Below are 11,685 nucleotides of genomic sequence, written 5' to 3'. Positions count from 1 at the left end.
GCGTCGCACCCGGCCTGGAAGGAAGCAGAGACTCCTGATGAGCACACCCGCGCTGACCACCTACCAGCGGTACCACCTGCGGCCGACATACGACCACCACGTCGGGTACCTCTACCCGGCGATGGTGCGGGCCAGCCAGGCGCACGTGGTCATGCTGACCGAGCAGGGGCTGATCCCCGCCGCGCGGGGCGCCCGGCTGCTGCGCGGGCTGGCGGAGTTGCGCGCCGACACGGGCCCCGCGCCCGCCTTCGACGGCAGCTTCGAGGACACGTACTACCTCATGGAGAAGCGGATCGCCGAGGCGTGCGGCATCCCCACGTCCGAGCTGGACGTGCAGATGGCGCGCAGCCGCAACGACCTCGACGCCGGGGTGTTCCGGATGCTGCTGCGCGACCAGCTCCTCGGGGTGCTCGACCGGGTGCTCGCCGCCGGGGCCACCGCCCTGGACTCCGCCGACCGGTACGCCGACGTGGTCATCACCGGCTACACCCACCGCCGCCCGGCCCAGCCGACCACCATCGGTCACGCCCTCGCCGGGTACGCCGAGGCCCTGGCCGGCGAGGCCGTCGCGTACGCCGACCTGATCGACCAGATCAACACCTCGCCGCTGGGCTCCTGCGCGTTCGCCGGCACCGACCTGGACATCGCCCCCGCCCGGGTGGCCGAGCTGCTCGGCTTCGGCGGCCTGGTCACCAACTCGTACGAGGCGGTGGCCGGCGCCGACCACCTGGTCCGGGTCGGCACCCTCAACGCGCAGGCCCTGGCCACCGGGGCGCGGCTGGCCCGCACCCTGATGGACTGGCTGACCTGGCGCTGGGTGACCACCCCGGGCGACTTCACCCAGGGCAGCAGCATCATGCCGCAGAAGCGCAACCCGGTGGTGCTGGAGCACCTGGTGTCGATGGCCGGGGCCACCGCCGCCGACGCCGCGAGCGTGCTCAACAACGTGGGCGCGGCCTGGTGGGAGGACTCCAACAACGCCACCACCGACGTGCAGGTGCGGCTGTGGGACAGCAACGACCGCACCGACCGGTTCTTCGCCCTGCTCGGCGGCTTCCTCGCCGAGATCGAGCCGCTGGAGCCGCCGTCGCGGGAGGAGATCGTCGCCTCCGGGGCCACCACCACGGCCGCCGCGGACGCGCTGACCCGGCACGGGGTGCCGTTCCGGGCCGCCCACTCGGTGGTCGGCCGGCTGGTCCGGGGCGGCGCGCCGGACACCTGGACGCCCGAGGGCGTCCGGGCGGCGGCCGATCAGATCACCGACCGGCTCGACGACGACGCGATCGGCGACCTGATCGCCGCCGCCGTCCGCCCCGAGCTGGTGCTCGACCGGGCCCAGGTCGACGGCCCCGGCGCGTACGCCGTCCGGGCCCAGGTGACCGTGCTGCGCGGCACCTTCGACACCGTGGCCGGCCGGCTGGCCGCCGTGCGGGGCCGACTGGACCGGGCTGACGAGGCGCTGGACGCTGTGGCCGCCGAGCGAGCGGCCCGATGAGCGCGGGCGTCGCGGACCCGATCGAGGGGACTGAACTGTGAGCGTGCGGCTGGCCGGGCGGGTCGCCCAGCCCGCGCCGGTGGCCGGTGACGCGCCCGTGTTGCTCGGCATCGACTTCGGCGGCACCAAGATGGCCGTCGGGGTGGCCGACGGCGAGGGCCGGCTGCTGGCCTGCGAGCGCGTGCCGACGCACGCCGAACAGGGTGCCCCGCAGGCCCTGGACCGCGCGCTGGACCTGGCCGCGAAGCTGGTGGGGGAGGTCGGCGGCCCGGTCGCGGCGGCCGGGATCGCCTCGCCCGGGGTGGTCCGGCCCGACGGCATAGATCTGGCCCCGAACGTGCCCGGCTGGGACCGGCTCCGGCTGGCCGACGCGGTCCGCGACCGGTTCGGCGTGCCGGCGGTGGCGGTCGACAACGACCTGAACGCCGCCGCCCTCGCCGAGCTGCGCTTCGGCGCGCTCCGCGACGCCGACCCCGGCCTGGTCGTCGGCCTCGGCACCGGGGTCGCGGCGGCGCTCACCGTGCGCGGGTCGGTGCTGGCCGGGCACCACGGCGCGGCCGGCGAGATCGGGTACGCCGTGGCGGGCGGCCCGTGGCCCGGCACCATGCTGGAGCTCGACTTCTCCGGCCGGGCGCTGGACCGGCTCGCCGACGAACTCGGGGTTCCGGGGACGGCCGCCGGGCTGGCCGCCGCCGCCGAGCGTCCCGGCCCGGCCCGGGACGCGCTGACCGCCCGGGTCGACGAGCTGGCCCGCCACCTGGTCACCTGCTGCCTGCTGCTCGACCCGCAGCGGGTGGTGCTGGTGGGCGGGGTGGCCGGCAGCGAGCTGATCCGCGGCCTGCTGGTCGAGCGGCTGGCCGCCGTGCTGCCGTACCGGCCGGACGTGGTGCTCTCCGGCTTCGCCGACGACGCCGCGCTGCTCGGCGCGGTCGTCCTGGCCCGCGAGGCGGTCCCGGCCCCCCGCTGACCCCGCTCGCGGGGCGGTGCCCTCCGGGTGCGGTTGTTGTGGCCAGGGCCGCAACAACCGCACCCGGAACCGCCGGTCCGCTCAGCCCGGCCTGTCCGCCCGGCCCGGTTGGGTGGAAGCCCCCGGGGTCGGGCGGCGTGTCCAGCGCAGGAACCGGCGGAACAGCTCGGTGGGCGGCGGCGGGTCGGCCGGGTGCAGCGCCCGCAGGTCGGCGTCGGCGTCGAACATCTGCCAGGCCAGGAAGAGGCACAGGCCGACCCGGTCCCCGGCGTACGCGACCAGCAGGGCGTCCCGGGCCGGTGGGCAGGGCCACGGGGCCAGGCACACCCGGCACAGCCACAGCGGGCGCAGCGGCGGGTGCGGCCGGGTGTCGGTCATCGGCGTACGGCCGGAACTGTCGGCGGGCCGGCGGCGGCCCGGCGGTGTGCCGGCGGCCCGCCCCACCCCGCGACGCCGCCGCTGAGCGGGTCGAAGCCCAGGACGACGGCGGCCGGGACCAGCCCCCGCGCCGGGTGCCCCGGGCCGCCGGGTGCCCGCTCTGTCCGGAGCGGGCCGGCGTCGCTCCGGTCCGTGTGCGGCGGGGCCGTGTCGCCCCGGCCCGTGTGCGGCGGGGCCGTGTCGCTCCGGTCCGTGTGTGGCGGGGCCGTGTCGCCCCGGTCTGTGCCCGGCGGGGCCGCGTCGCTCCGGTCCGTGCGCGGCGGGGCCGCGTCGCTCCGGCCCGTGTGCGGCGGGGCCGTGTCGCTCCGGTCCGTGCGCGGCGGGGCCGTGTCGCCCCGGCCCGCTCGTGCTGGCGCGGGGCTGCTCCGGTCTGCGCGGATGAGTTTGCAGGCCCGGCAGGCGCAGTGCCGCCCAGGTCGGCCGCGTCCCCTGCTGCGTCGGTGATGTCCCACGTCTGTCGCCTCCTCGCCAATCGGGGGAGGGGCCGCCCCGCAAGGGGGAAGCGGGGCGGCCCCGCGCGGATCCGGTCGCCGGGCGTCGCCTCCACCGGCCGGATCGCGTGCTTCCACCCTGGACTCGGCCGCTCTTAGAAAGGAGGATCACCAGGGACACGGCGCTCAGCGTGACCGTCGACCCACCGATGGTGAGGAGGAGTGAGGAGTGAGCGCGTATCTCGCCCTGGTCATGAAGCACGCGCGGGGCAAGCGGAAACTGACCAGGACCAGACCGGTGAGGCGGTGCACGTCTCCGGCTCGCTGATTGCGATGTTCGAGACGGGGCGGCGCATCCCGCACCCGGACACCGCCCGCCGGCTCGACGAACTGCTGGAGACCGGGGAGCTGATCGGCCGGATGGCCGCCGAGGCCCGCCGGGACGCCCAGCCCCGCTGGTTCCGGCCGTGGGCGGAGGTGGAGCGGGAGGCCACCTCGCTGCGCTGCTTCCAGCCGGTCATCATCCCGGGGCTGTTGCAGACCGAGGCGTACGCCCGCGCGGCCCTCGCCAGCGGCCTGCTCGTGCCCGACAGGGTGGACGAGCACGTCGCGTTCCGGCTGGAACGCCAGGCGCTGCTCGACCGCGCCGAGCCGCCGCTGACCACGTTCGTGATCGACGAGGCGGCGCTGCGTCGGGGCGACCCGACCGTGATGAAGGAGCAGCTCCTGCACCTCGCCGAGGTCGGCCTGCGGACCCGGGTGCTGGTGCACGTCGTGCCGTACGGCGCGGGCCCCTACATCGGCCAGTCCGGCGCGTTCACCCTCGCCGAGGCGGCCGGCGGCGAGCACCTGGCCTTCCTGGAGGACCAGTTGGAGGGGCGGGTGGTCGCCGACCCGAAGCAGGTTTCCGCGCTGGAGCGGGCGTGGGAAGCTGTGCGTGCGGTCGCCCTGCCCCGCGACCAGTCCAGAGACCTGATCCTGAAGCAGGTGAACGAGCTGTGAGTACCCACCACCCCCGCTGGCGCACCGCCACCCGCAGCAACACCAACGGTGGTGAGTGCGTCGAGGTCGCCGACAACCTGCCCGGCGTCGTGCTGGTCCGCGACTCCAAGGCCCGCGACGCCGGCACCCTCACCTTCGCCCCCTCGGCCTGGCGGACCTTCGTCACCCGTCTCCGCGCCCCGGCCCGGTAGGGCGCCTGATCCGGTAGGGCGCCTGGACCGGCAGGCGGCGGGTCCTGGCCGCCTGCCGAGGCTCCTCAAAGCTGTCCGTTGACGGGCGTGACCAGGCGTTGCAGGTGTGCCGTGGCCGCATGCGGGTACCCGACGGGCCATCCCGAGGGAGGCGGCAGTGACGAACGAGGCCCCGGACTACTTCCAGCCGGAACACGGCATGGTGCTCACCCACCTGTTGATCGTGCGGGACGTGGAACGCTCGCGTGAGTTCTACCGGACGGTGCTCGGCGCGACGGTGGTACGGGAGCGCCAGCCCGCCATCCTCCGGCTGCACAACAGCTACCTCGTGATCAACGACGAGGGCGGCCCGACCGACGACAAGCCGACCGTCCTCGCTCAGGCGCCGACGGACCCGAACCTGCTCCACAGCGCGCTCAACGTCCGGGTGACCGACGTGCACGCCGTCTACGAGCTGTGGCGCTCGCGCGGCGGACAGTTCCTCACCGAGCCGAAGGATCACGGCGTGGAGATCCGGTGCTATCTGCGCGACCCCGACGGCTACCTCATCGAGCTCGGCCAGGGCACCGGAATCCTCGCCGAGAGAAGCCCCGACTAGCCGCGCCGCGCCGCGCCGCGCCGCCCGCGCCGCCCGCGCCGCCCGCGCCGCCCGCGCCGCCCGCGCCGCCCGCGCCGCCCGCGCCGCGCCGCCCGCGCCGCCCGCGCCGCGCCGCGCCGCCCGCGCCGCGCCGCCCGCGCCGCCCGCGCCGCGACAGATCTTGGAGGATTTCGGCCCCCGGAGGGGCCGTTTTTTACCAAGATCTGTCCGGCGTCCGGGCTAAATCGGGTGCGGGGGGTGGGCGCTGGGTGGGAGCGTGCCGGGCATGGGAGAAGCACAGGGTTTCGCGTACGCCCAGCGAGCGGACGGGGCGGTGGTGATCACGCACCACGGACGGGTGGCCGGCACGCTGCGGGGCGGCCGGGCGGCGGAGTTCCTCGCCGAGGTCGACGGCGACCCGCAACTGGTGATGGCCCGGTGGACCGGCAACTACCGCCGGGGCAACGAACGCGCCGCGCGGCAACACCCCCGCAACCGACCCTGACCCGGAACCGAGCCTGACCCGGAACCGAGCCTGAACGGCGATCGAGCCTGAACACGCCTGCGCCCCGGAACGTCGAAAGGCCCCCTGCTGCGCGGATCGCGTCAACAGGGGGCCTTCCCACAACCGGTCACAGACCACGCCGTCCCGCTCCTGGCCGGGGCCGGGACAGGTGGCCGGGGCCGGCATCGTCGCGTCAGGTCGTGCCCCGCCCTCGATGCCGGCCGAGTCGTCCGGACAGATCCGCCTTCAGGGCCTGGAGTCTCAGGGCCGGGTGAAGACGAGAGCCACGTTGTGCCCGCCGAAGCCGAACGCGTTGTTCAGCGCGGCAGGGATCTCCATGTGCCGTGCCTTGTGGGCGACCACGTCCAGATCGAGGCCGGCGTCCGGGTCGTCCAGGTTGATCGTCGGGGGGATGACACCGTCGCGGATGGCCAGGATGGTGGCGATCGACTCCAACGCGCCGGCCGCACCGAGCAGGTGGCCGGTCATCGACTTGGTGGCGGTGAGCACCGGATGATCGCCGAGCGCCGCGCGCAGCGCCCCGATCTCCAGCATGTCCCCGACCGGCGTCGAGGTGGCGTGCGCGTTGACATGCACGATGTCACTCTTCGCGACGCCGGCGTCCGCGACCGCCTTCGCGATCGCCCGGATCGCGCCCTCGCCCTCCGCGTGCGGCTGCACGATGTCGTACGCGTCGGAGGTGATCCCGGAGCCGGCCAGCCGCGCGTACACCCGGGCGCCCCGGGCGGCGGCGTGCTCGGCCCGCTCCAGGACCAGCACGCCCGCGCCCTCGCCGAGGACGAAGCCGTCCCGCCCGGTGTCCCACGGCCGGGAGGCCCGCTCGGGCTCGTCGTTGCGGGTGGACATCGCCCGCATCGAGGCGAACCCGGCGATCGGCAGCGGGTGGATGACCGCCTCGGTGCCGCCGGCCATCACCACGTCGGCCCGGCCGGAGCGGATGATGTCCAGACCGAGCGAGATGGCCTCCGCGCCGGTGGCGCAGGCGCTGGCCACCGTGTGCACCCCGGCCTTCGCGCCCAGCTCCAACCCGACCCAGGCGGCGGGACCGTTGGGCATCAGCATCGGGATGGTGTGCGGGGACACCCGTCGAGGGCCGGACGCCTCCAGGATGTCGTCCTGGGCGAGCAGGGTGGTGGCCCCGCCGATGCCCGAGCCGACGCTGACCGCCAGCCGCTCCGGGTCCAACCCGGAGTCGGCCAGGCCCGCGTCCGCCCAGGCCTGCCTGGCCGCGATGATCGCGATTGCCTCGGAGCGGTCGAGCCGGCGCAGCTTGACCCGGTCCAGCACCTCGGACGGGTCGACGGCGAGCTGCGCGGCGATCCGGACCGGAAGTTGCGCGGCCCACTCCTGGGTGAGCGGACCCACCCCGGAGCGGCCGGCGAGCATGGCGTCCCAGGTCGACGCGACGTCCCCGCCCAGCGGGGTGGTCGCGCCGAGCCCGGTGACGACGACGTCGGAGCGAGCCATGATCAGGCCTGCGCCTCGATGAAGCTGACGGCGTCGCCTACGGTCTTCAGGTTCTGCACCTCGTTGTCGGGGATCTTGACGCCGAACTTCTCCTCGGCGGCGACCACGACCTCCACCATGGAGAGCGAGTCGACGTCGAGGTCGTCGGTGAAGGACTTGCCCTCGGCCACGTCGTCCGGGTTCACCCCGGCAACCTCTTCGAGGATCTCGGCGAGGCCGGCGGTGATCTCGTCACGGGTCATGGTTGGTGCGTTCCTCTCGATGGTTGGACTCGCTGCGCGGCGCGTGCCGGCGGCGTGCGAACGGCCCCGGAAGGGACCGGACGTCAGGGGCAGCGGACGACCTGACCGGCGTAGGTCAGGCCGCCGCCGAAGCCGAAGAGCAGGACCGGGGCGCCGGAAGGCACCTCCCGGCGCTCGACGAGCTTGGACAGCGCCAGCGGCACGCTCGCCGCCGAGGTGTTGCCCGACTCGATGAGGTCCTTCGCGATGATCGCGTTGGGGATGCCGAGCCGCTTGGCGATGCCGTCGATGATCCGGGTGTTGGCCTGGTGCGGCACGAACGCGGCCAGCTCCGACGGGGCGACCCCGGCCCGCTCGCAGGCCCGCAGGGCCAGCGGGGCAAGTTCGGTGGTGGCCCAGCGGAACACCGTCTGGCCCTCCTGCTTGACGTACGGCCGCCAGCCCTCGATGCGTACCGCGTCGCCCTTGTCCGGGACCGAGCCCCAGACCACCGGGCCCACCCCGGCCGGCTCGCCCTCGGCCGTGGCGGTGACCACCGCGGCGCCGGCTCCGTCGGCGAAGATGATGCAGGTGGAGCGGTCGGTCCAGTCGGTGAAGTCGGACAGCTTCTCCGCCCCGATGACGATCGCGTTCCGCGACGCCCCGGCCCGGATGGCGTGGTCGACGGTGCCCAGCGCGTAGGCGAAGCCCGAGCACGCGGTGTTGAGGTCGAACGCGCCCGGCGCGGTGATGCCGAGCTTCGCGGCGACCCGGCAGGCCACGTTCGGGCTGCGGTCGATCGAGGTGCAGGTGGCCACCACGACGAGGTCGATGTCGGCGGCGGTGAGCCCAGAGTTCGCCAGGGCCTTGTCGGCGGCTGCCGCCGCCATGTCGGCCACCGTCTCGTCGCCGGCGATCCGCCGGCTGGCGATGCCGACCCGGTCCCGGATCCACTCGTCGTTGGTCTCGACGAACTGGGCGAGGTCGTCGTTGGTGACGACCCGGGACGGCTGGTAGTGCCCCAGCGCGAGAATCCGGCTGCCGGTCATCAGTGTTGACCCCCGATTCGGGCGAGCGGTTGGCCCGGCGCGACCGGGTCGGCGTGGTGGGCGAGCCACTCGGTGAGTGCGCCGCTGTCGTGCGCGGTCACCTCGACCTGGCCCTGCCGGGTGGCGACGTGCCCGATCACCTGACCGGTGTGCAGCGACTGGCCCTCGGCCAGCCCTGCGGCGGGCTCGAAGGTGCCCGCCGAGGAGGACACGACGACCCGGAACTGCCTGGTCGGCCTGCGGCCCGGGGCCGTACCGTGCCGGGCGATCAGGTCCCGCGCGGCCGGCAGGTCGTCCGGCGTGTTCAGGGTGACGATCTCGGGCAGGCCCGACTCCTTGAGCTCCCGCTTGACCAGGCCGGCGAGCGTGCCGGCCGGCGGCAGCTCGATCACCCCGGTGACGCCGAGGTCGGCGATGGTGCGCATGCACAGGTCCCAGCGCACCGGCGAGGTGACCTGGCGGACCAGCCGCTGCACCATCTCCCGGCCGTGGTTGACCGCCGCGCCGTCGAGGTCGGACAGCAGGATCCGGGCCGGGTCGGCCGGGGTGATCCCGGCGGCCACCGCGCCCAGAGCGGCCTCCGCCGGGGCCATGTACGGGGTGTGGAACGCGCCGGCCACCTTCAGCCGGACGACCCGGGCCTTCGCGGGCGGCTCGGCGGCGAGCTTGTCCAGCCCGTCGAGCGAGCCGGCGGCGACGATCTGCCCGGCGCTGTTGCGGTTGGCCGGCTCCAGCCCGTGCTTGTCGAGGGCGGCGAGCACCTCCTCGGTGTCCCCGCCCAGCACCGCGGCCATGCCCGTCGGCTCCAGCGCGCAGGCCGCTGCCATCTCCCGGCCGCGCACCCCGGCGAGGGTGATCGCGGTCTCGGCGGGGAAGACCCCGGCGAGCGCCGCCGCGCCCAGCTCGCCGACGCTGTGCCCGACCGTGAGTGCGACGTCGTGCATCGGCAGGTGCTCGGCCGCGAGGAGCGCCGCGGCGACCAGCAGCGGCTGGGTGCGGGCGGTGTCCTTGATCTCGTCGGCGTCGGCCGCAGTGCCGAGGTGGACCAGGTCGACGCCGGCCAGCGCCGACCACCACCGCAGCCGTGCCTCGGCGCCGGTCAGGTCGAGCCAGGGTGTCAGGAAGCCGGGTTTCTGGGAACCCTGTCCGGGTGAGAGTACGGCGAGCACGGATATGACTCTTCCGGATACTCGCCGGTCACGGTGCTACCGACCGACACCAAACCGCACTAGAACCTTTGGAGGAACCCTACAAAGATCGGTAACCGTGATGGTCGTTATGTGGACTTTTGCCGGCTGGTGACGCTTACTGGCTGATTCGCGAGCAGGGGCACCACCGGGTCGAGCCGGCCCACGGTCAGGGCCACCTGGAGGGCGAACGCGTCCCGGGGGACCAGCGGCGAGAACCCGGTCACCTCGGCGATCCGCCGCAGCCGGTAGCGCACCGTGTTGGGGTGCACGAACAGCGCCCGGGCGGCGCTCTCCAGCGTCCCGCCGGCGGCGAAGAACGCGTCCAGGGTCTCCAACAGCTCGCCGCTGGCACGGGCCAGTAGCGCGTACACGTCGTGGCGCAGCAGACGGCGGGCCTCGGCGTCGCCGGCCAGGGCCCGCTCGGGCAGCAGGTCGGCCGCCGGCACCGGACGCGGCGCGGTGGGCCAGGCCGGGGCCGCCCGGAACCCGGCCAGCGCGGCGCGGGCCGAGTCCGTCGCCTCGTCCAGGCTCGGCACCGCCGGCCCCACCACCACCGGGCCGGCACCGAACGCGGGCAGCAGCGTCCCGGCGGCGGAAAGCGGGTCGGCCGCCCCGCCGAACACGATCACCAGCCGGTCGCCGTGCACCCCGCCGATCATCTCCACCCCGATCCGCCGGGCCAGCCGGTACGCGGTGTGCAGCACGGCGGCCACCTCGCCGCCGGGGGAGCGGCCCACCGCGACCGCGACCGGCGGGGCGTCCGACCAGCCCAGCGCGGCGGCGCGGCTGGCCAGCACGTCCGGGGAGTCCCCGCGCAGCAGGGCGTCCACCAGCAGGGCCTGCAACCGCGCGTCCCAGGAACCGCGCGACTCGGCGGCCCGCGCGTACGCCCGGGCGGCGGCGAAGGCGATCTCCCGGGAGAACCGCAGCACCGCCTCCCGCAGCCGCTGCTCCTCGCCCTCGGCGGCCAGGGCCCCGACCTGCTCCTCCACCACCTCGATGGTCACCTTGACCAGCGCCACCGTCTGCTGGAGGCTGATCGAGCGGGCCAGCGCCTGCGGCGCGGTGGCGAAGACCTCGTCGGAGACCTCCTGGGTGCTGTCGGCCGAGCCGCCGCCCTCACGCAGCCACTGCACCAGCGACCGGGCGCCAGCCTGGGCCACCAGCATCACCCAGGAGCGCTGGTCGGCCGGGAGCGCCCGGAACCAGGGCAGCGTCTCGTCCATCCGGGCCACGCTGGCGGTGGCCAGCGCCCCCGCCGCCCGCTCGATCCGGCGCAGCGTGGCCGACAGCTCGATCCCGCCCGGCTCGCTCACCCCCCCAGCCTTCCAGAAGGCCGGGGGCCCCGGTCAGCGGCACCGGTGGCGCGGGCGCTCATCCCCTCGGCGGTGGGGCCGGCAGGGCCAGCTCCTGCGCCAGGATCGCGGCCTGGACGCGGCTGCGCAGGTCGAGCTTGGCCAGGATCCGGCTGACGTGGGTCTTGGCGGTGCTCTCCGCCATCGCCAGCCGGTCGGCGAGCTGCTGGTTGGACAGGCCCAGCCCGAGGCAGGCCAGCACGTCCCGCTCCCGGGCGGTCAGGCCGGCCACCGCCTCCCGGACGGCGGCCGACGCCCCCGGAGCGGTGGCCGCGAACGCGCTGATCAGCCGCCGGGTCACCGCCGGGGCGATGAATCCCTCGCCCCGGGCCACCGTCCGGATGGCGGCGACCAGAGTGCCCGCGTCGGTGTCCTTCAACAGGAAGCCGGCCGCCCCGGCCCGCAGCGCGCCGAACACGTATTCGTCGAGGTCGAAGGTGGTCAGCACCAGCACGTCGGCGAGCCGGCCGGCGACGATCTCCCGGGTGGCGGAGATGCCGTCCAGGCGGGGCATCCGCACGTCCAGCACGGCGACGTCGGGGCGTAGCTCGGCGCAGAGCCGCACCGCCTCCTCCCCGTCGGCGGCCTCGCCGACCACCGCGATCCCCGGCGTGCCGGCCAGGATCAGCGCCAGCCCGGACCGCACCGCCGCCTGGTCGTCGGCGAGGACCACCCGCACCGGACCGTCCGCGCCGTCGCCCCCTCGGCCGGGGCCGGCGACGCCCGCGCCGCTCACGCCGGCCTCCCGGTAGTCCGGGCCGCCCACGGCGTCGCCC

13 protein-coding genes are annotated in these 11,685 nt (G+C 75.1%); 6 read left to right on the top strand and 7 right to left on the bottom strand.

All coding sequences use genetic code 11. The features are described from left to right. Nucleotides 1–37: 37 nt before the first annotated feature. Both ACFYZF_RS28125 and ACFYZF_RS28120 read left to right on the top strand, forming a co-directional pair. A complete protein-coding gene (locus tag ACFYZF_RS28125; RefSeq protein ID WP_387025785.1) occupies nucleotides 38–1,495 on the top strand; it encodes an argininosuccinate lyase in 1,458 nt (485 codons plus the stop codon). 37 nt (nucleotides 1,496–1,532) lie between these two features. Continuing rightward, nucleotides 1,533–2,462, top strand: coding sequence for an ROK family protein (locus ACFYZF_RS28120; RefSeq protein WP_328822608.1), 930 nt, complete (start codon nucleotides 1,533–1,535; stop codon nucleotides 2,460–2,462). Between the two features lie 81 nt (nucleotides 2,463–2,543). On the opposite strand, the gene ACFYZF_RS28115 is transcribed toward ACFYZF_RS28120, so the two are convergent. After that, nucleotides 2,544–2,840 carry a hypothetical protein gene (locus tag ACFYZF_RS28115; RefSeq protein ID WP_387025783.1) on the bottom strand — a complete coding sequence of 99 codons (297 nt, stop codon included), beginning with the start codon at nucleotides 2,838–2,840 and terminating at the stop codon, nucleotides 2,544–2,546. Nucleotides 2,841–3,553: 713 nt separating this feature from the next. Between ACFYZF_RS28115 and ACFYZF_RS28110 the strand changes: the two genes are divergently transcribed. The 4 genes from ACFYZF_RS28110 to ACFYZF_RS28095 all read left to right on the top strand — a co-directional run bounded on the left by ACFYZF_RS28110 (nucleotide 3,554) and on the right by ACFYZF_RS28095 (nucleotide 5,606). After that, complete coding sequence (locus ACFYZF_RS28110; protein WP_387025781.1) at nucleotides 3,554–4,333, top strand: helix-turn-helix transcriptional regulator; 780 nt, start codon at nucleotides 3,554–3,556, stop codon at nucleotides 4,331–4,333. Next, nucleotides 4,330–4,524: a DUF397 domain-containing protein gene (locus tag ACFYZF_RS28105; RefSeq protein WP_387025780.1), complete on the top strand. Its 195-nt coding sequence runs from the start codon at nucleotides 4,330–4,332 to the stop codon at nucleotides 4,522–4,524. The genes ACFYZF_RS28110 and ACFYZF_RS28105 overlap by 4 nt, the downstream gene beginning before the upstream one ends. A gap of 157 nt (nucleotides 4,525–4,681) precedes the next feature. Beyond that, nucleotides 4,682–5,122 (top strand): VOC family protein, encoded by a 441-nt coding sequence (locus ACFYZF_RS28100; protein WP_387025778.1) that lies wholly within the window; start codon nucleotides 4,682–4,684, stop codon nucleotides 5,120–5,122. 265 nt (nucleotides 5,123–5,387) lie between these two features. Beyond that, nucleotides 5,388–5,606: a hypothetical protein gene (locus tag ACFYZF_RS28095; protein ID WP_387025776.1), complete on the top strand. Its 219-nt coding sequence runs from the start codon at nucleotides 5,388–5,390 to the stop codon at nucleotides 5,604–5,606. Between the two features lie 261 nt (nucleotides 5,607–5,867). On the opposite strand, the gene fabF is transcribed toward ACFYZF_RS28095, so the two are convergent. From fabF to ACFYZF_RS28065, 6 genes are all read right to left on the bottom strand, one after another. Beyond that, on the bottom strand, nucleotides 5,868–7,094 hold the full coding sequence (gene fabF, locus ACFYZF_RS28090; protein WP_387025774.1) for a beta-ketoacyl-ACP synthase II: 1,227 nt from the start codon (nucleotides 7,092–7,094) through the stop codon (nucleotides 5,868–5,870). A gap of 2 nt (nucleotides 7,095–7,096) precedes the next feature. Next, entirely contained in the window at nucleotides 7,097–7,336 is a 240-nt protein-coding gene (locus ACFYZF_RS28085) for an acyl carrier protein (protein ID WP_117673394.1), read from the bottom strand. A gap of 83 nt (nucleotides 7,337–7,419) precedes the next feature. Continuing rightward, nucleotides 7,420–8,364 carry a beta-ketoacyl-ACP synthase III gene (locus tag ACFYZF_RS28080; RefSeq protein ID WP_387025771.1) on the bottom strand — a complete coding sequence of 315 codons (945 nt, stop codon included), beginning with the start codon at nucleotides 8,362–8,364 and terminating at the stop codon, nucleotides 7,420–7,422. Next, the gene (locus ACFYZF_RS28075) at nucleotides 8,364–9,533 is read right to left on the bottom strand and encodes an acyltransferase domain-containing protein (protein ID WP_387025769.1); all 1,170 of its coding nucleotides are present in this window, start codon (nucleotides 9,531–9,533) and stop codon (nucleotides 8,364–8,366) included. The genes ACFYZF_RS28080 and ACFYZF_RS28075 overlap by 1 nt, the downstream gene beginning before the upstream one ends. Nucleotides 9,534–9,640: 107 nt before the next feature. Then, complete coding sequence (locus ACFYZF_RS28070; protein WP_387025768.1) at nucleotides 9,641–10,870, bottom strand: PucR family transcriptional regulator; 1,230 nt, start codon at nucleotides 10,868–10,870, stop codon at nucleotides 9,641–9,643. Between the two features lie 58 nt (nucleotides 10,871–10,928). Further along, entirely contained in the window at nucleotides 10,929–11,588 is a 660-nt protein-coding gene (locus ACFYZF_RS28065) for a response regulator (protein WP_387025823.1), read from the bottom strand. Nucleotides 11,589–11,685 lie beyond the last annotated feature (97 nt).

It is taken from the genome of Micromonospora sp. NPDC001898, from assembly GCF_042891255.1.
Lineage (GTDB): Bacteria > Actinomycetota > Actinomycetes > Mycobacteriales > Micromonosporaceae > Micromonospora.
Note: the sequence above shows the minus strand (reverse complement) of the source record. Positions and strands in the feature narration are given on the sequence as shown.

What these genes read in the sequence shown, in the direction of transcription:
- fabF (WP_387025774.1), bottom strand. Translation starts at nt 7,094, where the DNA reads ATGGCTCGCTCCGACGTCGTCGTCACCGGGCTCGGCGCGACCACCCCG.
- ACFYZF_RS28125 (WP_387025785.1), top strand. Translation starts at nt 38, where the DNA reads ATGAGCACACCCGCGCTGACCACCTACCAGCGGTACCACCTGCGGCCG.
- ACFYZF_RS28095 (WP_387025776.1), top strand. Translation starts at nt 5,388, where the DNA reads ATGGGAGAAGCACAGGGTTTCGCGTACGCCCAGCGAGCGGACGGGGCG.
- ACFYZF_RS28115 (WP_387025783.1), bottom strand. Translation starts at nt 2,840, where the DNA reads ATGACCGACACCCGGCCGCACCCGCCGCTGCGCCCGCTGTGGCTGTGC.
- ACFYZF_RS28085 (WP_117673394.1), bottom strand. Translation starts at nt 7,336, where the DNA reads ATGACCCGTGACGAGATCACCGCCGGCCTCGCCGAGATCCTCGAAGAG.
- ACFYZF_RS28080 (WP_387025771.1), bottom strand. Translation starts at nt 8,364, where the DNA reads ATGACCGGCAGCCGGATTCTCGCGCTGGGGCACTACCAGCCGTCCCGG.